At 41.3% G+C, this 22,436-nt stretch carries 25 protein-coding genes and 1 pseudogene; 20 read left to right on the top strand and 6 right to left on the bottom strand.

What is annotated here, in order from left to right; translation table 11 throughout:
* Positions 1-311: 311 nt before the first annotated feature.
* From OIU26_RS23205 to OIU26_RS23265, 13 genes are all read left to right on the top strand, one after another.
* On the top strand, positions 312-692 hold the full coding sequence (locus tag OIU26_RS23205) for a VOC family protein (protein ID WP_264218165.1): 381 nt from the start codon (positions 312-314) through the stop codon (positions 690-692).
* Positions 693-791: 99 nt separating this feature from the next.
* Positions 792-1,385: a sugar O-acetyltransferase gene (locus tag OIU26_RS23210; protein WP_264218214.1), complete on the top strand. Its 594-nt coding sequence runs from the start codon at positions 792-794 to the stop codon at positions 1,383-1,385.
* Between the two features lie 166 nt (positions 1,386-1,551).
* A complete protein-coding gene (gene yfcE / locus OIU26_RS23215) occupies positions 1,552-2,103 on the top strand; it encodes a phosphodiesterase (protein WP_264218166.1) in 552 nt (183 codons plus the stop codon).
* A 118-nt stretch (positions 2,104-2,221) separates the two neighbouring features.
* Positions 2,222-3,253, top strand: coding sequence for an agmatine deiminase family protein (locus tag OIU26_RS23220; RefSeq protein WP_025677842.1), 1,032 nt, complete (start codon positions 2,222-2,224; stop codon positions 3,251-3,253).
* 29 nt (positions 3,254-3,282) lie between these two features.
* The gene (gene aguB / locus OIU26_RS23225; RefSeq protein WP_013371044.1) at positions 3,283-4,158 is read left to right on the top strand and encodes an N-carbamoylputrescine amidase; all 876 of its coding nucleotides are present in this window, start codon (positions 3,283-3,285) and stop codon (positions 4,156-4,158) included.
* A gap of 139 nt (positions 4,159-4,297) precedes the next feature.
* Entirely contained in the window at positions 4,298-4,828 is a 531-nt protein-coding gene (locus tag OIU26_RS23230) for a hypothetical protein (RefSeq protein ID WP_264218167.1), read from the top strand.
* Between the two features lie 287 nt (positions 4,829-5,115).
* On the top strand, positions 5,116-7,137 hold the full coding sequence (locus OIU26_RS23235; protein ID WP_264218168.1) for an NAD(P)/FAD-dependent oxidoreductase: 2,022 nt from the start codon (positions 5,116-5,118) through the stop codon (positions 7,135-7,137).
* A 26-nt stretch (positions 7,138-7,163) separates the two neighbouring features.
* Positions 7,164-7,343 (top strand): hypothetical protein, encoded by a 180-nt coding sequence (locus OIU26_RS23240; protein ID WP_165083618.1) that lies wholly within the window; start codon positions 7,164-7,166, stop codon positions 7,341-7,343.
* The gene (locus OIU26_RS23245) at positions 7,324-8,241 is read left to right on the top strand and encodes a phosphotransferase family protein (protein WP_264218169.1); all 918 of its coding nucleotides are present in this window, start codon (positions 7,324-7,326) and stop codon (positions 8,239-8,241) included. Before OIU26_RS23240 ends, OIU26_RS23245 begins: the two co-directional genes overlap by 20 nt.
* Positions 8,242-8,496: 255 nt before the next feature.
* Positions 8,497-8,946 carry an immunity 63 family protein gene (locus tag OIU26_RS23250; RefSeq protein WP_013371050.1) on the top strand — a complete coding sequence of 150 codons (450 nt, stop codon included), beginning with the start codon at positions 8,497-8,499 and terminating at the stop codon, positions 8,944-8,946.
* A 131-nt stretch (positions 8,947-9,077) separates the two neighbouring features.
* Positions 9,078-10,061: an ABC transporter substrate-binding protein gene (locus OIU26_RS23255; protein WP_436449197.1), complete on the top strand. Its 984-nt coding sequence runs from the start codon at positions 9,078-9,080 to the stop codon at positions 10,059-10,061.
* Positions 10,062-10,094: 33 nt separating this feature from the next.
* Positions 10,095-11,120 (top strand): iron ABC transporter permease, encoded by a 1,026-nt coding sequence (locus tag OIU26_RS23260; protein WP_264218171.1) that lies wholly within the window; start codon positions 10,095-10,097, stop codon positions 11,118-11,120.
* Positions 11,117-12,124, top strand: coding sequence for an iron ABC transporter permease (locus tag OIU26_RS23265; RefSeq protein ID WP_264218172.1), 1,008 nt, complete (start codon positions 11,117-11,119; stop codon positions 12,122-12,124). Before OIU26_RS23260 ends, OIU26_RS23265 begins: the two co-directional genes overlap by 4 nt.
* Positions 12,125-12,195: 71 nt before the next feature.
* Here OIU26_RS23265 and OIU26_RS23270 read toward each other — a convergent pair whose 3' ends face one another.
* A complete protein-coding gene (locus OIU26_RS23270) occupies positions 12,196-12,771 on the bottom strand; it encodes an NAD(P)H oxidoreductase (protein WP_264218173.1) in 576 nt (191 codons plus the stop codon).
* Between the two features lie 231 nt (positions 12,772-13,002).
* Between OIU26_RS23270 and OIU26_RS23275 the strand changes: the two genes are divergently transcribed.
* Complete coding sequence (locus tag OIU26_RS23275) at positions 13,003-13,386, top strand: winged helix-turn-helix transcriptional regulator (protein WP_013371054.1); 384 nt, start codon at positions 13,003-13,005, stop codon at positions 13,384-13,386.
* 72 nt (positions 13,387-13,458) lie between these two features.
* On the opposite strand, the gene OIU26_RS23280 is transcribed toward OIU26_RS23275, so the two are convergent.
* Complete coding sequence (locus OIU26_RS23280; protein WP_264218174.1) at positions 13,459-13,887, bottom strand: VOC family protein; 429 nt, start codon at positions 13,885-13,887, stop codon at positions 13,459-13,461.
* A 210-nt stretch (positions 13,888-14,097) separates the two neighbouring features.
* Here OIU26_RS23280 and OIU26_RS23285 point away from each other — a divergent pair, with 210 nt between their 5' ends.
* Together OIU26_RS23285 and OIU26_RS23290 are read left to right on the top strand one after the other, a co-directional pair.
* Positions 14,098-14,289: a DUF3934 family protein gene (locus tag OIU26_RS23285; protein WP_264218175.1), complete on the top strand. Its 192-nt coding sequence runs from the start codon at positions 14,098-14,100 to the stop codon at positions 14,287-14,289.
* Positions 14,290-14,427: 138 nt separating this feature from the next.
* Positions 14,428-15,120: a pseudouridine synthase gene (locus OIU26_RS23290; RefSeq protein WP_129549234.1), complete on the top strand. Its 693-nt coding sequence runs from the start codon at positions 14,428-14,430 to the stop codon at positions 15,118-15,120.
* Between the two features lie 53 nt (positions 15,121-15,173).
* Here the strand turns inward: OIU26_RS23290 and OIU26_RS23295 are convergent, their stop codons facing one another.
* The 4 genes from OIU26_RS23295 to OIU26_RS23310 are packed head-to-tail and all read right to left on the bottom strand — an operon-like array spanning position 15,174 to position 19,168.
* Positions 15,174-16,274, bottom strand: coding sequence for a GerAB/ArcD/ProY family transporter (locus OIU26_RS23295; RefSeq protein ID WP_165083608.1), 1,101 nt, complete (start codon positions 16,272-16,274; stop codon positions 15,174-15,176).
* 12 nt (positions 16,275-16,286) lie between these two features.
* Entirely contained in the window at positions 16,287-16,514 is a 228-nt protein-coding gene (locus tag OIU26_RS23300; RefSeq protein ID WP_013371060.1) for a hypothetical protein, read from the bottom strand.
* Positions 16,515-16,520: 6 nt separating this feature from the next.
* Positions 16,521-17,729, bottom strand: coding sequence for a Ger(x)C family spore germination protein (locus OIU26_RS23305; RefSeq protein ID WP_013371061.1), 1,209 nt, complete (start codon positions 17,727-17,729; stop codon positions 16,521-16,523).
* 14 nt (positions 17,730-17,743) lie between these two features.
* A complete protein-coding gene (locus OIU26_RS23310) occupies positions 17,744-19,168 on the bottom strand; it encodes a spore germination protein (protein WP_264218176.1) in 1,425 nt (474 codons plus the stop codon).
* Between the two features lie 788 nt (positions 19,169-19,956).
* On the opposite strand from OIU26_RS23310, the gene OIU26_RS23315 reads away from it, so the two are divergent.
* From OIU26_RS23315 to OIU26_RS23330, 4 genes and pseudogenes are all read left to right on the top strand, one after another.
* Complete coding sequence (locus tag OIU26_RS23315; protein ID WP_264218177.1) at positions 19,957-20,799, top strand: alpha/beta fold hydrolase; 843 nt, start codon at positions 19,957-19,959, stop codon at positions 20,797-20,799.
* Between the two features lie 296 nt (positions 20,800-21,095).
* On the top strand, positions 21,096-21,344 hold the full coding sequence (locus OIU26_RS23320) for a DUF6809 family protein (RefSeq protein WP_264218178.1): 249 nt from the start codon (positions 21,096-21,098) through the stop codon (positions 21,342-21,344).
* A gap of 169 nt (positions 21,345-21,513) precedes the next feature.
* Positions 21,514-21,802 (top strand): annotated as a pseudogene (locus OIU26_RS23325) (hypothetical protein); the annotation flags it as partial.
* Positions 21,803-22,074: 272 nt separating this feature from the next.
* The gene (locus OIU26_RS23330) at positions 22,075-22,326 is read left to right on the top strand and encodes a hypothetical protein (protein ID WP_264218180.1); all 252 of its coding nucleotides are present in this window, start codon (positions 22,075-22,077) and stop codon (positions 22,324-22,326) included.
* Positions 22,327-22,436 lie beyond the last annotated feature (110 nt).

Genomic DNA, 22,436 nt, shown 5'->3' on the forward strand with positions numbered 1-22,436 from the left:
TTATTAAAAAGTGATTAAGTTTTAATTCTATAATGAAGGTTTTACGTAGCGATCGCTTCTGCTCATTTAGAAGAAGCGGTCGCTAATTTTTTAGGGGTATTAGCAACCGAATTACAAGCTGAGGACAAAAGAGCTTTCATGAATGATTCGTAAGCGTTATTTATTATTATTGATGATAAATAGATTGGACAAAAATTAATTACTGAGATATATTTACACTTATTAAAAGGTTAATAATAACTATGCTAAAAAATTGAGTCCAGTATAAATTAATGATTTTTTAATGATGAGGGCTGCAGAAGGAGGAAATAATGAAGATTGAGCATGTAGCGATCTGGGTGAGAGACTTAGAAAAGATGAAAAGCTTTTACGAGCAATATTTTGATGGAAAATCTAACGATAAATATTATAACGCTACAAAAGGATTTGAGTCCTATTTTATCACCTTTGAGGATGGAGCAAGGTTAGAGGTTATGCGTAAAACGGGAGTAGATCATTTACCACAGATAAATATTACGGGCTGGGCTCATGTGGCATTTTCCGTTGGAAGTAAAGCACTGGTGAATGAAAAGACAGAGCAGCTCATGCATGCAGGATATGAAGTTGTGGGTCAGCCAAGATTGACAGGTGACGGATATTATGAAAGCGTAATTAAAGATCCAGAAGGTAATTTGGTGGAAATTTCAATGTGAGTAGCTTTCCAGTTCTGAAGAGTGAGCATGTGGAATCCTACAATGAAGCTTTAAAAGAAATCTGAATTCTGTATCTAAATAAGCGAAGCGAAAATGGCTATGACAGAAAAAGAAAAATCACAACTAGGACTCCTATATAATGCTAATTATGATGAAGAATTGATTGAGGAACGTCTATACGCCAAAGGTCTCTGCTACGAATATAATCAGCTCCATCCTAGAAATATGGAAGAACGAGAAACACTCATCAAAACTTTACTAGGAAAGACAAAGACAACGGATAGATTCTTGATTGAGCAGCCTTTTGTGTGTGACTATGGGTATAATATCGAAATCGGTGAAAACTTTTATAGTAACCACAATACGATCATGCTTGATGGGGCAAAAATAGTGTTCGGTGATAATGTATTTGTTGCTCCTAACTGCGGATTTTATACTGCGGGTCATCCTCTTGATGTGGAACAACGTAATGAAGGGTTGGAAATTGTATTTCCAATTACTGTGGGCAATAATGTTTGGATAGGTGGTAATGTTTGCGTTCTGGCGGGCGTCACGATAGGGGATGATTCAATTATTGGTGCAGGAAGCGTTGTTACCAAAGATATTCCCTCTGGTGTGATTGCCGCAGGAAACCCTTGCAAGGTCATCCGTAAAATTACCGAAGATGACAAGCACAAGTATAAAAGAAATTAACCATAAAACTACAGTTCATTTGGAACTGTAGTTTTGCGTCTTTACATAGAACTACCAAACGTAAAGAAACATTTTTGCACAGATTTGTTCAGGGAATAGTGTAATAATGAACGTAAGAGGAACATTTCTAAATTACAATGGTCTATTCAGAAAGGAAGGAAAAACTATGAAATTAATGTTTATATCAGATATTCACGGTTCGCTGTACTGGTTGCAATTAGCACTAGAAAAATTCAAGGAGGAGAAAGCTGATCGTATTGTTTTGCTTGGAGATTATATGTACCATGGACCGCGTAATCCGTTACCGGAAGGATATAACCCGGCGGAAGTGGCTGCTATGCTGAACCAATACAAATCCCACATTGCAGTGTCGGTGCGCGGGAATTGCGATGCAGAAGTGGATCAGATGTTGCTGGAGTTTCCAATGATGGGTGATTATGCTTTGCTGTACCATGAAGGACGGCGAATCTTTGTCACGCACGGACATGGTTTTAGTATCGGAAATTTGCCGCCACTGGAAGCAGGGGATGTGTTCATCCAGGGACACACTCATATTCCGGTAGCAGATGTGGAAAATGGGGTCTTTGTACTGAACCCTGGTTCGATCGCATTGCCAAAAGAAAACTACCCATCCTCTTATGGTGTGCTGGAGGGAGCACAATTTACTGTGAAGGATTTTGATGGCAGTACAGTAAAAACAATCACCTTTTCAAAGTAATTTTCTTTAAATTACAATGTGAATTATTAAAACTTTTCCGCTTCGATTGAGACAAAGATCATATTATTGTATGATAGGAGCGGAGTCTACATTTTGAAAAGAAAGAGAGCTTTAATACATGCAAATTAAGGATTCACATTATAAGATGCCGCCTGAATGGGCGCCACATGAACGTACGTATATTTCCTGGCCTGTACAATCTTCAATGGTTTACCCGGAGATGCATGCCGAGGTATGTAAGGGTTATGCCGAAATTATAAGTGCCATGGCGGAATTTGAACCAGTTACCGTAGTCGTAAATCCAGATGATCTGGAGAGCGTTAAAGCGCTTGAACTTGGGGAACGGGTAGAACTGCTGCCGATAGAGCATAGCGATGCATGGCTACGTGATAACGGTCCAACTTTTCTGACAGACGAACATGGTCAGTTGGCAGGTGTAAACTGGAAGTTTAATGCCTGGGGCGGCAAATATGCCCCATGGGATCTGGATGACCAGGTTGCGCCGCAAATTCTGGACCAACTTGGAGTTCCACGGTTAGATGCACCGCTAGTAATGGAAGGCGGTTCACTGCACGTAGACGGCGAAGGCACCCTAATTACAACCGAAGAGTGCTTGCTTAATCCCAATCGCAATCCGGAACTAAGCAGAGAAGACATTGAACGGTACGTATGCGAATATACAGGTGCCGAGAAAATTATATGGCTAAAACGTGGACTCAGTGGCGACGAAACGGATGGTCATGTGGACAATATTGCTTGCTTTGCTGCTCCGGGCAAGGTCATTATGCAAGTATGTGATGATCCTGAGGATGAAAATTACGAAATCACGCAGGAAAATCTGCGCATTTTAGAGCAAGCGACGGATGCCAAAGGTCGTAAGCTGGAAGTGATTCAGATCGGCCAACCTCCGCGTGTGGATTATGAAGACAGCCGGCTGACACTGAGCTATATTAACTTCTACTTTGTGAATGGCGGCATTATTTTGCCAGTGTTTGGCGGAACTGCCGCTGAGAGCGATCTTGCAGCCCAGCAAGTACTAGCAAAAGTATTTCCGAATCGCAAGATCCGCACTGTAGATGGTATGGCAGTTATCCGTGAAGGCGGTAACGTACACTGTACAACCCAGCAGATGCCTGCTGTAAAGCGTTAAACGATACAACATTCATAAGGAGGACTAAGGTGAGAAAAGTAAAAGTGGCAGCAACTCAAATGAGCTGTTCTACCAATATTGAAGAAAATATCAGCAAAGCAGAGAAACTGGTACGTGAAGCGGCAGCCCAAGGCGCGCAAATTATTTTGCTGCAGGAATTGTTCGAAACTCCGTACTTCTGCCAGAAGGAAAAGTCTGATTATTATGTATATGCAACTGAGCTGGAGCACAACAAAGCGGTTAATCATTTCAAGAAGATTGCCAAAGAATTGCAGGTTGTGCTGCCAATCAGCTTTTACGAGAAGAAGAACTATGCTCGTTACAACAGTCTTGCTGTCATTGATGCAGACGGTGAGGTGTTGGGTAAATACCGTAAAAGCCACATTCCGGATGGTCCTGGGTATGAGGAAAAGTTTTATTTTAATCCGGGCGATACTGGGTTTAAAGTGTGGAATACACGTTATGCCAAAATTGGGGTAGGCGTATGCTGGGATCAATGGTATCCCGAGGCGGCCCGCTGTATGGCGCTTATGGGCGCAGAGATTTTGTTCTATCCGACAGCGATTGGTTCTGAGCCACAGGATTCTTCCATTGACTCCAAGGACCACTGGCAGACCTGCATGCTAGGTCATGCAGCTTCCAATCTGATTCCAGTCATTGCTTCCAACCGCATCGGAATGGAAACAGATGAAGAATCCAGTATCAATTTCTACGGTTCATCATTTATCGCCGGACCTCAGGGGAACAAAATCACAGAAGCGAGTCGTACTGATGAAGAAGTGCTTACTGCTGAATTTGATCTGGACGAGTTGGAAGTAGGGCGGATCGAATGGGGCATTTTCCGTGACCGGCGTCCCGAACTATACAAAATGATTGCTACCTATGATGGTGATCTAAAAGTATAATCTGTATACAGATAGGTATATTTCCCTTGCCGTCGAGCCGTGATGTTTCTTTTCTGAAGTCACACGGCTTTTCGAGCAAGGGATTTTTGGTTTCTAAATGGAATACATCTTGTGATAAATAGGAGGAAGGAGAATAGCAATGAGGCATAAGCGGATAGACCAAACGTTCACACACTTACAAACTTCGGCCGAAGAAGATCAAGAGTGGGGAGACTCGCGTGCAAGAGATATGGCTATTTTGGGCTTGTGGGACGAGTACACGCTATCTGCGCAGCGTTTATGTGAACGAATGGCTACCGTAACCCGTCAAATCAGACCTTCTGAGTACGAGACGTTCCCAACTCAGTTTGAATGGCTGGAACAAGGAGAAACAGACTTGATTATTGATGGAATATGGTCAGCTGATTTACATGGTGATCATTGTCTGTTTGTGAATATTGGGGAGCATCATCCAGAATGGCATACATCGATTGAAGCTTATATTTATGATACGCAGGTGATAGACGAAGGATTTTTCCTTCAATATTTGAACACTTCTCCTAAAGCCACTGCCTACGCAACTTCATTCAGAAACAATGGATATGCTACAATGTGTGAACTACTGGACAGATATGTCAGGGAAGGGAAATTGGAGCGTAGACCCTTCGGCTTCAAAAGAACGAATGCGTAGGTGAATAATGAATAAAAGTATGATTTTGGTTTGAGTCAAAAGGAACATTTCTCAAAGGATTGTTCCTTTTTTTGGTGTAAGACTATATTTTACCTATAGACTGAAACTATGACTCAGTACATAAAATAGCATTAGAATTTATAGATTGGATGATATAAAATCAAGTCATAAGGAATGATCGTACTCAATAAAACTTCGATATCCTTTAAAGTGAAAAAAATCACATGTATGAGTTATTTAATGAAACTTGAAAAATGAAATTTGCGAACCTGCAAGGAGGAAGAACTATGAACCACTATCCTGCGATATTTGAACCTTTGACCATACGACGCATGGCCTTGAAGAATCGGATTGTAATGCCCCCAATGGGAACCAACTTTGCTGCCATGGATGGAAGCTTTGTTCAGGATCATATTGACTATTACGTGCAACGGGCTAAAGGGGGGACTGGCCTGATCACAGTAGAAAATGTTTGTCTGGATTTCCCCATGGGAACGAACGGTACAACTCAGCTACGGATGGATAATGATCAGTTTATTCCTGGACTGTTTAGATTAACAGAAGCCCTGCACTCTTATGGGGCATGTGTTTCTGTACAAATTAACCATGCGGGTGCTTCGGCTTATGCGGGACGACTGAACGGAGTTCAGCCCGTATCTTCTTCGAATATTCCTTCTAAAAAGGGTGGAGCGATCCCAAGACCTCTACAAAAAGAAGAAATTTATGCCATTGTTCGTAAATACGGAGAAGCAGCGGGAAGAGCGCAACGCGCAGGATTTGATTGTGTTGAAATTCACGCAGGACATTCCTACTTGCTGAGCCAGTTTCTTTCGCCGGTGTATAATAAACGTACGGATGAATTTGGCGGCAATGCAGAAAACCGTACCCGTTTTGCCAGATTAGTCATTGATGAAATTCGTTCAGTGGTGGGTCCATTTTTCCCCATTTGCTTACGTTTTAGTGCGGAGGAGTTCACAGAAGGTGGGAACACCTTGGAAGATACACTGGAGTTACTGGAGTATCTCAATGATGAGGTAGATATTTTGAACGTTTCCGCAGCTCTAAATGATTCCATCCAGTTCCAGATTGACGGGATGAACCTGCCTGATGGTTGGCGCTCATATATGGCCAAAGCGGTAAAAGAAAAATTCGGAAAGATCACGATGACCTCGGGTAATATACGGAGCCCACAGGCTGCTCAGGATATTTTGGCAAGAGGTGACGCTGATCTTCTGGCAATGGGCAGAGGTTTGATCGCAGAACCGAACTGGGTGCTTAAAGTGCAAAACGGCTACGAGCATTTGCTTAGAAAATGCATCTCCTGCAACATTGGTTGTGCCGATCACCGTATCTCCAAAAGTAAACCAATTTGCTGTACGGTTAATCCGGATCTGTTCAAGGAAGCTGAATACAGGAAACAACGAGTTAGAAACAGTGTTCAAGTCGTTGTGATCGGTGGGGGCACGGCGGGGATGGAAGCGGCCTGTACAGCGGCTGAGGTAGGCTGCAAAGTAACTCTCTTCGAAGAAAAGCCAGAACTGGGTGGCCTCGCGCGTGATATTGCTCGCTTACCAGACAAAACGCGCATCAATGATTTCCCAGATTATCTGATTCAGCGCACCAAGCAGTTAACCAATCTGAACATTGTCACGGGTACAAGAGCAGATATGTCGATGATTAGTGCTCTGAATCCTGATATTATTGTCAATGCAACTGGGGCCAAGCCACTGCTTCCACCCATTGCAGGTCTGCACGATCAACTAGGCGAACCGGGTACAAAAGTATTTTCCATCTTTGACCTGTTGAACAACATGGAGAACTTTCAAGAGTTTGAAGGCAAACGTATTGCTGTAGTGGGTGGCGGAGCCGTGGGACTGGATGTTGTAGAATATTATGCGGAACGCGGGGCTCAAAAAGTTTCTATCATTGAGATGATGCCTTTATTGGGCAAGGATCTGGATATGATTACCCGCATTTCAATGATGAAAATGGTGGAGGAAAGGGGAGTAAATGTCCATACAGAGACGGCTTTGACAGAAGTGTGCAGCGACCGCTTCAAAGTAAAGCATGGAGAACAGGAGTTTGAGATTCCTTTTGATCTAGGGTTCGTATGTTTGGGTATGCGTTCATACACTCCACTGATGGATAGCTTGCTTCAATATGGAAAAGAGCATCAGGTAGAAGTTGTAAATATCGGAGACAGCAAACAAGCGCGTCGTATTATTGATGGCACCCGTGAAGGTCGGAATATTCTGAAAACCATTCAACGGGTAGACGAATTTAAAAATGAGTTCTCCTATTCTTACTAAATTGAGGGTATAGGTGATAGGTATTTATGACCAACAACTCACTTTATATTCAGGTTGAAGAGACGTCTGTCTTTTCAGCCTTTTTAATTTGGATTTATGCTGGCAAGAAGATTGATTCCTTTGTCATTTTAAAGGTAAACTATGGAAGGTATAACAAGGCTATTATTAGCGTGGGGGGATGCGAGCGTGAGTCAATTTTTGAGTGAAATTCCAGGTGCCAGCGCATGGAGGAACGTGCAAGAAATTCATAATGGCTGGTCCAGTGACAGCAAATATTTTATTCAAACCACTGACGGTAGAGATTTGCTGCTGAGAATTTCGAATATCACCCAATATGACAAGAAACAGCGAGAATTTGAATCCGTAAAAAAGCTGGATCATATAGATAATGTTCTAATGTCTCGTCCGCTTGGTTTTGGGTTGTGCAACAACGGACAGTCGGTATACTCTTTATTTACCTGGGTCAACGGGGAGGATGCTGAAGGAATTATACCCACATTAAATGCAGAACAGCAGTATCAACTTGGAGTTCAAGCTGGAAAGGTATTGGCTAAGTTGCATAAGATTTACGCGGAGCAAGATCGCGTCCCATGGGCTGAACATTATAATGCCAAAATCAACAGATATATCAGAAACTATAAGTCATGCGGTATTGCTTTAAAAGGAGCAGATCAAACGATAAGTTTTATTGAGCAAAACCGTCATCTATTAGAAAATCGCCCCCAGACATTTCAGCACGGGGATTATCATGTGGGCAATATGGTGATTACCTCATCTGGTGAACTGGGTATCATTGATTTTAATAGACTGGATTATGGCGATCCCTGGGAGGAATTCAATCGTATCACCTGGTGTGCGGGATTAAGCCCATTATTTGCTTCTGGTCGTATTCACGGTTATTTCAATAACGATGTGCCGGATTTATTTTTTAGGTTAATGGCACTGTATATTGCAAGTAATCAGATTTCATCGATTCACTGGGCCATTCCATTTGGCAAAGAAGAGGTAGACGATATGGTGCAACGAGCTGAAGAGGTTTTGGAGGGGTATGATTACTTTCAAACGGTTATACCAAAATGGTATCTACCTCGTTCACCTGAGTAGTAAAATGTGAAGACCGCCGCTCCTGAGAGTGACGGTCTATTTATAGTGTTTTATGATTGTTTCTTAATCTTATAGGTGAATTCCCAAACGGCCAGTTTGAAATATTGAGGAGAATCTCCTCTATTCTATTTATCGATTGCAGCCAAAAGAATTGTTAATGGTTGGTAAAAAAATAGTTTAGTATTTTATTGCATCACTTATGACCTAATATGATTATGACCTGAATTTTAGTAGAGAAAAGGATGGGGAAATCTGATGAAAAAAATATACAGAGAACAAGAAATCATAGATATGACCATTAAGCTGCTCGAACAAACTTCGATGTACGAAGAACAGTATGAGCAATATGTAAGACGACCTTTTCGTACGGATTTTTATGATGATCTGAGTCCGTATGTGAAAGTTGGCAAACAGGGGTATACGCTACAGATGTATGAAAGAGGCGTACAGATGCTGAATAAGCTTACTCAAGATGTAGAGGATGTGATGTATTGGATCATCGAAGATACAATTCACATCATTGCTCATCTAAATCTGCTTCGCAAATATAAAGTAGATAACCAAAATACTCATCTAAAATATACCAAGGAGATCATGAAGGAGCTGACAACAGCAATGAATAACGCATTTTATGAAATTGGAGGAATCTATCAGGAATGGCATGAAGCGAATAGAAGGGCAACGTTGGAAAACCCATTAAAGTAAATAAAACTTAAAGAAACAGTTGACAATCATGAAGCAGAAATTTACAATTTTATATTAGTGATAATGATTATCAATATCACTAATTTTAAGTATGCTTTGCAATTACTATATTTCAAAGGAGAATTTATAACATGCATCATATGATGAGCAAGAAATCTTACATGATTTTATGTGCATTATTCGTAATGATCTTCGTTATTCCAGGATGTGGAAATGCTGGTAGTTCCTCAGATTCATCTGCTCAACCTGCCTCTTCCACGAAAGAAGAGGCAGGCGGTGAGTCTGGTACACGTACAGTCTCTACGATAAAAGGAGATGTAAAGGTGCCCGCTAATCCCCAACGAGTAGTGGTCAACTGGTATATTGGCGATGTATTCACGCTGGGAATCAAGCCGGCTGCGGTATTTGGTTGGAAACAAGAAACTATGCCTTTTTACGATAAGTTTAATGGGATTCCTGTTATTGAAAAGTGGGAGACCGAGGAAATTATGAAATACGATCCTGATCTCATCATTACATATGACACAAAGGATTATGATAAGTTGTCCAAAATTGCGCCTGTTCTTGTAATACCTGAGGGTAAAATGACATCTGTGGAACGGTTGAAATTCCTTGGTCAGGCCACAGGACATGAAGCAGAAGCGGATAAAGTGATTTCTCAGTTTGAAAGCAAGCTGAGTGAGGCCAAAGAAAAACTTAATTCCGATATATTCAAGGACAAAACATTTAGCATTTTCGAGGACTGGGGCAGTGGATCCTACGGAATATATTATGAAACAGGCTCACGGGGAGGAACGTTGCTTTACGATTTTCTAGGACTTCACAAACCGGAAAAGCTCAATACATTGATTAAAAATTCCGGAGAGAGTCGAGGCTCTTTATCCTATGAGGTAGCTGCTGAATACTTTGGGGATTATGTACTGTGGTTTAAGCAGGAAGGCAAAGAATCCGAATATGCGAAGACCAAAATCTGGAGCAGTATTCCAGCCGTCAAAAATGGGCACATTATCGAAATTCCAGCGAAATATGCAGGACTTTTCTATTATTCAGACGTTGCTAGTATGACAGGACAGCTAGATTATATTATTGGTAAATTACTGGAACAGACGAAGTAACGATGCATAATTGACCAACTAAGGGTGTAATCGATGTCTACTCACAAAGAACGAAATAAAAAAGGAATATTTCATTTTGTAAGCTACATGATCGTGGGCGTGTTCCTGCTCTTGGTAGTTTCCGCAGCATCCATCACCTTTGGTGCTGCGGAAATGAGCTTGAAGCTGGCATGGGGGGCCATATTTCAATTTGATCCCAATATTACGGAACACCAAATTATTCACACTTTGCGTTTTCCACGTACTGTGGCGGACATCATTGTTGGGTGTAGCTTAGCTGTGTGCGGGGCGATTATGCAGGGAACCACTCGCAATCCATTGGCCGACTCGGGACTCATCGGTATAAGCTCTGGCTCGACATTTGCTATTGCGCTATGTATGGCCTTTTTACCTGGGCGCACCTACGGCGAAACTATGCTGTATTCTTGTTTGGGTGCAGCAATCACGACAGGAATTACGTACTATATTGCATCTATAGGCAAGCGGGGAATGACGCCTCAGCGCTTAGTGCTAGCAGGAATGTCAATATCTATGCTTTTCGGTGCGTTTAGTACTTTTCTCGCTATTAAGTATGAGATTGGGCAAGCCCTTGATTATTGGTCTGCTGGTGGTACAGCCAGTGCCAAGTGGAGTGAACTGGCTTTCATTTCACCACTATTTGTAGTGGGCTTGGTCTGTGCTATCGCTCTTTCTCCCTCCATTACGATCTTGAGCTTTGGAGAGGAAGTGGCATCAGGCTTGGGAATCCGAGCCAATAGAATTAAGCTATTTTCAACCCTAATCGTGTTGATTTTAACGGGGATATCGGTTATTGTTGTCGGTCCTGTTGGCTTCGTGGGTTTGATCGTGCCACATATTATGCGCTATTTGGTTGGTACAGATTATCGATATATTATTCCCTCCTCAGCGTTGTATGGAGCAGTGTTTCTATTGGCAGCAGATTTGCTGGGTCGAATGATTAATCGCCCTCATGAAACACCGCTAGGCATTATTTTTGCTTTGGTTGGCGTACCCTATTTTCTCTACCTTGTGCGCAAGCAAAGGAGGGAGTTTAGTTGAATCTGTCCCGCAATAGCAGGGGTATAAGCATTATTTTACTGTTAACCATGTTGACACTGCTGGTTGCTGTACTCAGCATGAATGTTGGGAAAATGAACTTGTCCCCACTCGAAGTTTTCAAGGTCATCATCGGCGAAGGAACAAACAAGCAGAACTTGATCGTATTTGAATTTCGACTGCCACGTATTGTGCTTTCCGTATTAGTGGGTATTGGCATGGGCATATCGGGTTGTATTATGCAAAGCTTGCTCAAAAACGACATGGCCAGTCCGGGGACACTGGGCATCAGCTCGGGCTCGGGGTTATTCGTGCTTTTATATATTACGCTGTTCGCTAGTGAGGGGTTATTGTCGCCTATTATTCTTCCGGGGCTGGCCTTTGCAGGCGGGCTCACAGCAGCATTTTTGATTTTTATGTTTGCTTTTAGGCGGGGAAGAGACATTTCACCTACAGGCCTAATTTTAACGGGTGTTGCTATGGGGAGTGGCTACAGTGCATTGTCGCTGCTACTGACGCTCCGACTAGACAAACAACAGTATGATTTTGCTCTGCGTTGGCAGGCTGGAGACCTGTGGGGAGATGATTGGAGCTATATTATGGTGCTGCTCCCCTGGGTGCTGATCATCAGCCTTTACGTTTTTTACAGGTCTAACACACTCAATACGCTGAATTTGGGAAATCAGACAGCATCGGGGCTCGGCGTAGCCATTAAAAGGGAATTTATCGGCTTGACGATCGCAGCAGTAGCTCTGGCTTCTGGTAGCGTGGCACTTGGTGGAAATTTCTTTTTTGTGGGGATGGTTAGTCCCCATCTGGCTCGCAGGCTGGTAGGTCCCAATCATAAGCTACTATTACCTACCACTGCATTGGTTGGTGCACTGGTCATATTAATTGCTGACACACTTACACGGACAATCAGTTTTGGTGCTGATATTCCAACCGGAATCATAATTACTATCCTGGTTACCCCTTATTTCCTCTATTTGTTGTCAAAGGCCAATTAAATGTAGATCAATGAAAGACCCTAACCCATGTCCATGGAAAATATGGCTGGGTTAGCGTCTTGTAATTAAACCTAATCTTTGGCATAATTTAAACCCAAGCGATAAGCTTGGTCCAGCAGTATTTCATAATGACCGGAATTTGAATCCAGTGTCTCATCTAAGAATTCAACCTTGGAATTGGAAACACCGCAATAATCTGCAATACCCACATTCAGCAAATGAGTAATCATTTCATCATAGTTGCGCTTTTTCAGCTGTTCTTTCGAAACGCCGGCCAAGCCAATCCATAAGATATGCTGATGATGAAGGTTATTCGAACCGTACGCAAACCCATTGTTCCAAACACGATCAATATAACCCTTCAGCATAGCTGGCAAATGCCACCACCAAAGTGGAAAAATAAATGCCAACGCGTCATGCTCCTTCATCCGCTTTATTTCCATTTCTACTTCAGGGGAAAAGGACTGTTCCTCAACGGACCAGTCTGGTTCATCTACTCCTTTTAAAACAGGATCAAAACCGATCCCATGCAAATCCAATATCTCATAATCGTGGCCCACATCGGCAAGACCTTGTACGAAACGACCGGCAACCTTAAAGGTCAAGGAATCTTTTCTGGGATGTGAAACAACGACAAGTACTTTCATGTTTTCACTACCTTTCTTAATAGGCTAACTTCTAGGCATGCTCAATGCTTGCTGCTATTATAAACAGTAGGAAAATAATCTGGAAGTACGCACTTTTACGTTCTATAGGATGATACAGGTGCCATAGGAACATGGAAGTGCCCTAGGTAGATTACCTAAACTGACCTGGGTCACGAATTGAAGTGATGGGTTGTTCTGAGCAAACGCAGCCTTCTAAAGGAGGATTAAGGAATGAATGAACCGACCAAAAATAGGGTTCAAAAGAAGTATCAAGTTGGAGTGGAAGCAGCTTTGGAGGTAATGGGAGGAAAATGGAAGCCTTTAATTATCTACCATCTGATGACAGGACGGAAACGATCATCTGAGTTTCGTAGGTTAATGCCCGGTATTACTCAAAAAATGCTGACCACTCAGCTCAGAAGTCTGGAAAAGGATGGGATTGTTACACGAAAGGTTTTTAATGAAATCCCACCTAAAGTGGAGTATGAGTTAACGCACTACGGCTGGGGATTAAAACCCGCGCTAGATCATTTATGCTATTGGGGAGAGGATCACCTGGATAAGATCCATGGAGACAAATTCAAGGTTTTAGAAGAATTCCAAGGCTGCGACTGATATTAAGCCCTCATAAAGCATTCAATCAGATAGCTTGTGAGGGCTTAACTGTCCGTAAGACAATATAAAAGGCTAACTGTCGGTCATTCCGTTGTCATAACTTAATTGCCATTCAATTCCGAACCTATCCTTGAGGCTGCCGTAACATTTGCTCCAGAATGTTTCTTGAAGTTCCATGTTTACGGTCCCGCCTTCTTTTAACTTATGAAAGTACGATCGAATTTTCTCTTCGTCCTTATTGACGATGGCGAGGCTGATGTTGTTTCCCGCAACAAAAGGCATACCAGGAAAAGCGTCTGAAAACATCACATTACTACCATCAATTTGAAGCCGCGTATGCATGACCAAATTTTTGGCTTCTTCTGGTAGAGGATAATCGGGGTTGGGCGGTGCTTCACCGAACGTCATGATCTTTGGTTTCTCAGTCCCAAATGCCTCTGCGTAAAATTCTGCTGCCTCGCGACAGTTTCCATTAAAATTAAGATAAACATCAACTGACATGTGTTTCACTCCTTTAAGGATCATTATTTTTCCATACTATACAATCTCATTTCATTATTTACCTGCAAACAAACAAAAATACAATAAGATCCATTTTACAAAAGTATTTGCGGCTTAACATGTTCAATTTTTAAAACAAATGGGCATTATGATCAAAGTAATGGTATGATAGCTTAGTTAAATCTGAACGACTAGTCATGGAGTGATTATATGGGTGGAAAAAGTAAGGGTGGCGGAACCGGCAGAGGTACGGGAAGTAAAGGCTGGACACGCTGGAACAAAACGGCAAAGCCTGTAAAGAGAAAAAGCGCTGCTACCGGTTCACCAGGAAATACAGCGGCAGGAGCTGCAAAAGGCGGCGCTGCCAAGCCAATTGGTAACAGAGGCGGCAGGAGTAAGTAGGCCGAGCATGTATAGGGTTGTTTTTAAAAGGCTAACATCTGATTACGTACGCATAATCAGATGTTTTTTTAGTGGATTAAAGACGTACCGCCTGTATTGATCCATATTTCTTATACTACAACGTAAAATAGGTGAATCATGCGAATTAACAAGTACATTAGTGAGACAGGATTCTGCTCACGTCGGGAAACGAACAGGCTGATTGCAGCAGGGCGAATTACAATTAATGGCAGCGTATGCGAAGCGGGCGCGGAAGTAGAGCCACTGGATATCGTGTTGATCGATGGGAAGCCTATTCCGATTAATCATAGTGAACCCGTATATTTGGCATTAAATAAGCCTATCGGCATTGTATGTACGGCAGCAGAGCAAGTGGAGGGCAACATTATTCGTTATGTCAATTATCCTTCACGTATTTTTGCCATTGGCAGGCTGGATAAGGCGTCAGAAGGGCTCATTTTATTAACGAACGATGGAAGCATTGTCAATCAAATGATGCGTTCCGAGCATGGTCATGAGAAGGAATATGCGGTGACTGTAGACAAACCTGTTACAGATGAATTTACACAGACCATGTCTCGTGGCGTTGAAATATTGAACGTCATTACCAAACCGTGCAAGGTTGATCGTATAAGCGAATACGAGTTCCGTATTATTTTGACACAGGGTCTAAACCTGCAAATTCGTAGAATGTGCAAGGCTTTGGGCTACAGGGTGCTCAAGCTGGAGCGTGTTCGAATTATGAATATTACATTGGATCATCTGGAGCGTGGGCAATGGAGACATCTTGAGAAGGAGGAACTGGAGCTACTTCTCGCTAAATTGCAATAATGAGTACAACAAAAGTTTATTTGAAGGCAATATGTTCATACAGCCAACGCAACTTAGTGATACTTTTTACGTAATTTCAACGAGCCGCCTAATTTACCCACCAGCCATAGCACAATAGGAAACACAATACCGAAAATCATGGCGTAAAAAGGCCATACTGAAAAAAACTTGTTTATAAATTGCATGTTTGGCCAAATAGAATGAACCATTGCTATAGCGATTAGGATCAAAGGAACTAAGAGAGAGTTAGCGTTTCGAAGGCGAAAAGCATCTGCAAGCCCTTGTGCTGAAACATATAAAAGCAGTGCGAGTCGGAAAAAAATAGTGACAAACCAGAACACTGCAACGAAAATTTCAAACCGTTGAAGAAACTCTCCGCTACTGATTGTTCGGTTAATAAAAAAAGTAGGAAATGTCAAATTAGATACAACACCTTCACTCATCACGGCGATTATTTGTAGAACCATGAGAAAATACATGCCGCCGCTAATCAAAGCAGATGTTATCACTGTCTTTCTCCACTTTTTTGGATCAGGGATGTACTGTGCAAAAAAAAGATACAGAAATGCCTCAAGATAGGGAAAGGCAAACAAATTGAACGAAGCGAGAACGATAGGGTTCAAACCATACTCAAAAATAGGGAGCACATTATCTATTTTGCTCTCAGGAAGAAGGGTAATCCTGACTAAAAGATACAGAACAAGAAGGAAAAAAAACAGGATTTCCGCACAACGGCCAATTACAGCTGGGCCTGATCGAACGGCGAAATAAATGACTATAAGCATGATGAAATATATGGCGTCGGGGGGAGTTTCAGGCATAATAGCTATCGTGATAAAGTCGCCTAGATTTCGAAGCGTCATGATGAACACAAGAAAGGGAAAGAAAAAAATGAAAACGATACTGATCGTTCCGCCCAAGGGACCGAAGAGGCAACGGAGATGCTCTACGAAAGATTTCCCCTGTATTTGCCTAGCGATGGAGGTATATAAAGGTATCAATAACAGATGAAACCCCAAGGAGACTGGGATGGAGAGCCAGGCATCTTGTTTAGCGGCAGCTGTAATTGCCGCTGGGAGTACCAGATATGCGCTTCCTATTTGATATAATGCAAACCACATAATAGCTTGCCGAACGGTCAAGTTGGAATTCACCCTAATACCTCCTTAAGATAACATTTCTGTAAGTAAACGGCTTATCGGTTGAAATAGGATTTGAATGCCCGTTAGTGGAGTCGGCAGTTTAATGCTGACGATCCGTAGGATAATCAATATAACGCCTATAATCAACAATATTGAGCTGAATACAATTTCACGTACATATTGTTTCTCTTTAAATTTTTTAAACTCATACAACGATGTTAAAATGGAAGTTACGAGAATCACATAAAGCATATGCATTCACTCCTGATTGTGTATTCCCATATCAATTGGACTAGTGATGTCTCCGAACCGAACTAAACGATAATTGAGCTGAATATCCACTTTAAGTGTTTGGAATTTTTGTGGCCAATCCTCTTTCCATCTATGCCATTCACGCGGGAATTTGCGGTGAAAAGCTTCTCCAAACCCGAATATATCGGAACCGATTTGTTGTGCGTGCGAAATGCCTTTCTTCAAAGACTGTTGCAGATGCTCTTTAGCTGATTCTTGAAGATCTCTAAATGTCTCTTCATTCTTAGGGTTGGCATTGCACGAGATTGTTCCGATATTGGATTCTGTATCCACAATAAGAGAAATGCGCGGCTCATGGTCTATTATTTCTGGATGTATTTTTACTTTGGAACGGATTACTTCAACAACAAATTTTCCTTTGGAATTCGGACAATCGATGGAAGCTACGGTACTGGAAACACGGTTGGATATATAGGTAAATGCTTTACTTTGTGAATCATCCATCCAATCGATAAGTCGATCGCCCTTGAAAACACCAATTCCAGTGAAAAAATATTTAACATGTTGAGGCGACTTTGTCACATTATCAATAGTCAGACCTTTTTCTACGTTTGTCAGTCGAATACCGGTGAGAACTGGTTCAATGCCATCCTCCGTAAATTTCTGCAAAAGATCTTTTACATTGACCGCAGAAGTTGGAGCCCATGCTTTTTCAGAAATCTTTAATGCTTTATACATATCCATTGCAGGCAAAACCTCGGTTGGAGCTACAAAAGTAACGGCCTCCTTTGCCGAGTTTTCTCTGACAACGGCCAAATAGAAATCAGGCCGAACTTCATGATCACGGAATAGAAAGTCCAGCGGCTCCTTGATTCCTTTTTTTGCCGTTTTCTCATCAAAAATGACAAACTTTAAGTGAGACATATACATTTTGCGGGACGATTCCGTTGTTAATTTTCGAATAGCTTCAAATATGGTATCGGCGCGTTTGGAAAATACGATCGTTGGCGTCCGTTCCGTGGGGGAATTCTGAGACATTTTCGATGGGTCAACCACTTGTAAACTGACTTCATATTGGTCATCAACTGCATCAATGCCCAGAGCCATCACGACGGAAATTGCGCTCAATTCCTTACTGTTCCAGCAACCCGTAAGAAACACCATTAGCCAGATGCACATAAACAGTAATAAAATGGTGGATCGATACGAGTTCATGATGGTCTACTCCTTTAGTTTTTGCGATGTTTTTTAGTTCTATATGGAAAACGCAATATGGCGTCCCTCTGCTCCGACGATTTGTAATTGGCAAAGGGGCTCAAATACGGTACACCGAATGAATGAAGCCCGTTCAGATGCACAAAGAGCATGAGAATACCAACAGTCAATCCGTACACACCAAACATAGCGGCTATGCCTATGAAAGCGAAACGTAATATCCGAATTGGAATAGCAAAGGTGTACGAGGGAATGACAAAGCTCGAAATGGCCGTTATTGCAACAACAATGACCATAACAGCCGAAACGATGTTTGCTTCTACAGCTGCCTGGCCGATCACGATTGACCCGACAATAGAAACGGCTTGACCAACCGTCCGTGGCATACGAAGACCTGCCTCCCTCAGAATTTCAAAAACCACTTCCATGATCATCGCCTCAACAAATGCGGGAAACGGTACTCCTTCACGTTGCGCGGATAAGCTTAATAACAAAACGGTTGGAATCATATCCTGATGGAATGTCGTTAATGCGACATAAATGGCCGGAGCCAACATACAGATTGCCAGGCAGATGTACCTTAATATTCGAATGATACTACTGTAAACAAAGGATTGATAATAATCTTCTGCGGATTGAAGGAAATCTGCAAACACCGCAGGTGCAAGAATGGCGAAGGGAGATCCATCCACAAATATCGCTATTTTCCCCTCCATAATTCCTGCTGCAATGGAGTCTGGGCGATCTGAATTGTAAAAGAGCGGAAATATCGTGAGTTGTTTATCATGGAGACATTCTTCCAAATATTCGCTTTCAAGCACGCCTTCTACATGCATGTTCTTTAACTTGGATATCATGTCCTGCACCTTTTTGGGGTCAGCGACCCCATGTAAATACATGACGGATATATCGGTCTTAGTTTTTTCGCCAACTTTCATGCTAGTTAGACGTACTCTTGTATCCTTCACCCTTCGGCGAACCATAGTCGTATTCGTACGTAAAGTTTCTGTAAACGCTTCTTGCGGACCTCTGACCACTGGCTGCGTCTTCGAGTCCGAAATGCTGCGTTCTTCCCATCCAGGCAAAGAAATGACCAATCCTTCATCCGTATCGTCCAGTAGGAGGAGAAGACCACCTGAGAGAATCTGATCCAAGGCATCTTCAAAGTTTTGAGTGAAGCTTGCTTCACCAATGTCCAAAATTGCGTTTTTCAATAACGGTAAAGTGGTCTCGTCAGAGGAGACACGATCATGCAACGGACGGATCACATTGTCCTGTACCTTTTGCATGTCAGTCATTCCGTCCAAATAAAAAAGAGCGGCGTGTTTATGACCAGCTGTGATTTCACGAACAACAAAATCCGAACTATTACCCATGAAGTCACAAATGAGCTCGATATTCCGGCATAATTGTCTTGAAAATTTGGTATGTAACTTCATTGTTACCCTCCTCAGATTCGTAGTATTAACAATAATCCGAAATAATACCACAATAATCCATGTTGTGTTCATTGTCGTTAAGATTAATAACATCTTTAACGGTGGAGGATACAATAACTGCAATAATACTATGTAAAGAGCTTAATTTATCCAAATTTCAATTCATCCAATTATTCAAACAGGCTACAGATGACTATCCTTTTTGGAATAGTTTACTTGTGTAGTATAATATTTTTGACGGATATTCTTTACTGTCAATTCATTTAAACATCCAGATAGAGAGGGATTTGATCATGCTATTCATTACAAAAAAATTGATCGACAAGCTAGCAGAACCTCATAGAGAATCTGACATGCTCATCTGCTATTCAACTCCACAGAGCTTTTCGGCTTATACAAGTCGAGCCATATTACTCTTAAATAATGATCGGATTATTATCCTTTTCCTCAATCTATTTTCCACAAAAGTAGTACAAAAAGTTGAATATGAAATAGCTGATTTACAAGAACAAAAATATCATTCTGGACACCTGTCTTCTGCAGTATGGTCATTTAAAATCAAAGGCCAGCACAGTAGGTTCAGGATAATCAGAAAAATTCTTACTCTTGGCTCTATGCAAAGAGATTTTCTAAATTTCTTGCAACAAAATATCTTAAACTAGCGACCGAGTAGATCGGTAATTCCTGTCTGTCCAAGGCAGAGGCACTGGAAGTACTTAATGAGGATAAGTGATGAAGGTAATATTCGGTGTTTTTTTGTTATATATCTTTGAAGGGAGGAATTCTACATGAATGAACTACTTATAAAAAGCGATGGAATAGAAATCTGTAGTGAGAGTTTCGGCGAGCGAGTTCACCCAGCAATATTACTGATTATGGGCGCTCAATCCTCACTGATCTGGTGGGAGGAAGAATTTTGCCGGCGTTTAGCTGATACAGGTCGTTTTGTCGTTCGTTATGATAACCGAGATGTCGGACGTTCTACAACTTATGAACCGGGTCAACCAGATTATACTTTTGAAGACATGGCAGATGATGCGATTCGAGTTTTGGATGCTTATAAGATTGAACAAGCGCATATCGTAGGGATGTCTATGGGCGGAATGCTGACTCAGATGATAGCTCTACGACATCCAGACAGAGTATTAACGGTGACTCTTTTAGCCACGTCCAATTTTGCTCCCGATCTTCCACCGATGGAGGAAAAGGTTATGGACTATTTCTCGAATATGGAAGCAATAGATTGGACGAACGAACAATCGGTGATTGATTTTGTGGTAGGTAGATCAAGAATTCTAGTAGGTTCAAAGCATTCCTTCGATGAGAATAAGGTATATCAACTGGCAAAAGAAGAATGGAAAAGAAGCAATAATATGGCTAGTATGAATAATCACGCAATGCTGTCAGGTGGAGAATCCTATTTGGCCAGGACAGGGGAAATAAACGTTCCTACACTGGTTATACACGGTACTGAAGATCCGATTATCCCTTATGAACATGGAATACATCTTGCTAACGAAATTCCGGGTGCGTTTTTACTCGCATTGGAAGGTGCCGGACATGAGATTCACTATGACGACTGGGATTTAATTATAGATTCAATTTCAAAACACACTTCGATGCCAAATTAGTCTAATCAGCGAACAATTAGATCAGATAAATTAGAGTAGAAAATGCAACTTTTCAAAGTTGTCATTAGAAATGTAGAGCTCTATCCTACGGGATAGGGCTTTTTTTGGTTTTTTTCTATTTAATAAAAAGTCTGTGCTTAATTGATTATTAGTTTTTTAATGATTCTTAGTGAAATATTCGCTAAAAAATCATTAGTGACATTACAATGGGATATTCTATTTTCAGGGAACAAAATGCATCTACGATTCTGAAATTTACACAAAATCTTATTTAAAAGGGAGAAGAAGATGAATATATGAGTATCTTGGAGGATTTATACTATGGAAAATGGTACCCAAGCCAACGGACCAAGCCTAAAAACCCTGAGCTTGAGCTAGTCCATCAGAAAATATCCGCTTCTATAAAAGCATTAAAAGCAAGATTGTCGGAACAAGATTACGAATTAATTGAAGAACTATCCGATTTAAATGATGTACTGATTTCTATATTATCTGCCTCAGATTATATTTCAGGGTACAAAAGCAGGGGCTTTGACGATAATTGAAATAATTGATGGGATAAACTATCGAAACTAGGAGATCGAGCTTTCAATGTATCGGCTTATTTTTATAAGGTGAATCATATAACTTAAGTAAGATGTATTTTAGGAGTGGACAGTATAAGAGAAGCATTTATAAATATAAGTCAGAGGTCATAGGGATTAGGTCTTATAATTTGATTCTTTTTGGAGCTTCATGGATTACATGACGTACGGTATACCCAAAGGAATGTATCAAGGGTACATGGAACGAGCAGCCAAACAAAACGATTCATGGAATGACATGCTCAATTTCGGTACATTTGGAGTAACGGGCATGATTCAGGGTGCATTCAATCCTACCAATGCATGGTCAAAGGAACATATGGCAAATTTGTTTGGTACAGCAGGATTGATGATAGGTTTTACGTCGACCAAAGCGCTAATCAAGCCCAAGAATATTTTGGAGGGTTCAGTTAAGTATGAATCAACTCTTAGTAAAGCCAATATTTTAAAAGAAAGCGAACAGCGCTCTTCTAATATAAAATCAAACGATTTTAATTATGCTGAAACTGGTGCTCGTAATATTCCTTCAGAGCAATTTTTTAGAGAAGAAGCTATTGCAGAGGAGTTATATGAAAAATTTTAGGAATTTAGGAAATCAAGACGTAGAAGCCATTGCCAAAAATACGTGGATTCTGATGTACAATTACTACATCATGAGCTTTTTGAATCGAGGTTTGAAGGAGTGAGAATAATGGCCGTATATATATTCATGCTAAAAGAATATGAAGATGAAGAAAGAGTTGTATATAATTATGGACCAAGTGAAGAGATAATGGGGAAAATAGAATATGACAAAAAAAATGTGGTCATAAATCAAATTGCTCCGATAGTTTCAGATAACTATGCAGATGAATTTTTCTTTAAGAGAGCGGGACGAAGGTTGGCAAAGATGATTATTAAAGAGAATGGAAGCTTCGTAGAAAAAACGACTATTGAATCGTAGCTCTCACATTAGGAGTTACTTTTTTATTACAAGAGGTGCAGTACGAGGCTTGGAAAATACGTGTAAGACAGAGGGCTTTCTTTATAGATGAGAAAGTTTGCTAGTGAAAT

This window comes from Paenibacillus sp. BT-177 (assembly GCF_025846815.2).
Taxonomy (GTDB): Bacteria; Bacillota; Bacilli; order Paenibacillales; family Paenibacillaceae; genus Paenibacillus; species Paenibacillus polymyxa_C.

Coding starts and splice junctions, on each gene's coding strand:
- OIU26_RS23210 (WP_264218214.1), top strand. CDS start 792: ATGACAGAAAAAGAAAAATCACAACTAGGACTCCTATATAATGCTAAT.
- OIU26_RS23280 (WP_264218174.1), bottom strand. CDS start 13,887: ATGTCAGTTGATGTTTATCTTAATTTTAATGGAAACTGTCGCGAGGCA.
- OIU26_RS23285 (WP_264218175.1), top strand. CDS start 14,098: ATGGGTGGAAAAAGTAAGGGTGGCGGAACCGGCAGAGGTACGGGAAGT.
- OIU26_RS23255 (WP_436449197.1), top strand. CDS start 9,078: ATGCATCATATGATGAGCAAGAAATCTTACATGATTTTATGTGCATTA.
- OIU26_RS23300 (WP_013371060.1), bottom strand. CDS start 16,514: ATGCTTTATGTGATTCTCGTAACTTCCATTTTAACATCGTTGTATGAG.
- OIU26_RS23270 (WP_264218173.1), bottom strand. CDS start 12,771: ATGAAAGTACTTGTCGTTGTTTCACATCCCAGAAAAGATTCCTTGACC.
- OIU26_RS23320 (WP_264218178.1), top strand. CDS start 21,096: ATGAGTATCTTGGAGGATTTATACTATGGAAAATGGTACCCAAGCCAA.
- OIU26_RS23290 (WP_129549234.1), top strand. CDS start 14,428: ATGCGAATTAACAAGTACATTAGTGAGACAGGATTCTGCTCACGTCGG.
- OIU26_RS23230 (WP_264218167.1), top strand. CDS start 4,298: ATGAGGCATAAGCGGATAGACCAAACGTTCACACACTTACAAACTTCG.
- yfcE (WP_264218166.1), top strand. CDS start 1,552: ATGAAATTAATGTTTATATCAGATATTCACGGTTCGCTGTACTGGTTG.
- OIU26_RS23330 (WP_264218180.1), top strand. CDS start 22,075: ATGGCCGTATATATATTCATGCTAAAAGAATATGAAGATGAAGAAAGA.
- OIU26_RS23315 (WP_264218177.1), top strand. CDS start 19,957: ATGAATGAACTACTTATAAAAAGCGATGGAATAGAAATCTGTAGTGAG.
- OIU26_RS23275 (WP_013371054.1), top strand. CDS start 13,003: ATGAATGAACCGACCAAAAATAGGGTTCAAAAGAAGTATCAAGTTGGA.
- OIU26_RS23310 (WP_264218176.1), bottom strand. CDS start 19,168: ATGAAGTTACATACCAAATTTTCAAGACAATTATGCCGGAATATCGAG.
- OIU26_RS23260 (WP_264218171.1), top strand. CDS start 10,095: ATGTCTACTCACAAAGAACGAAATAAAAAAGGAATATTTCATTTTGTA.
- OIU26_RS23220 (WP_025677842.1), top strand. CDS start 2,222: ATGCAAATTAAGGATTCACATTATAAGATGCCGCCTGAATGGGCGCCA.
- OIU26_RS23250 (WP_013371050.1), top strand. CDS start 8,497: ATGAAAAAAATATACAGAGAACAAGAAATCATAGATATGACCATTAAG.
- OIU26_RS23240 (WP_165083618.1), top strand. CDS start 7,164: ATGACCAACAACTCACTTTATATTCAGGTTGAAGAGACGTCTGTCTTT.
- OIU26_RS23235 (WP_264218168.1), top strand. CDS start 5,116: ATGAACCACTATCCTGCGATATTTGAACCTTTGACCATACGACGCATG.
- OIU26_RS23205 (WP_264218165.1), top strand. CDS start 312: ATGAAGATTGAGCATGTAGCGATCTGGGTGAGAGACTTAGAAAAGATG.
- OIU26_RS23305 (WP_013371061.1), bottom strand. CDS start 17,729: ATGAACTCGTATCGATCCACCATTTTATTACTGTTTATGTGCATCTGG.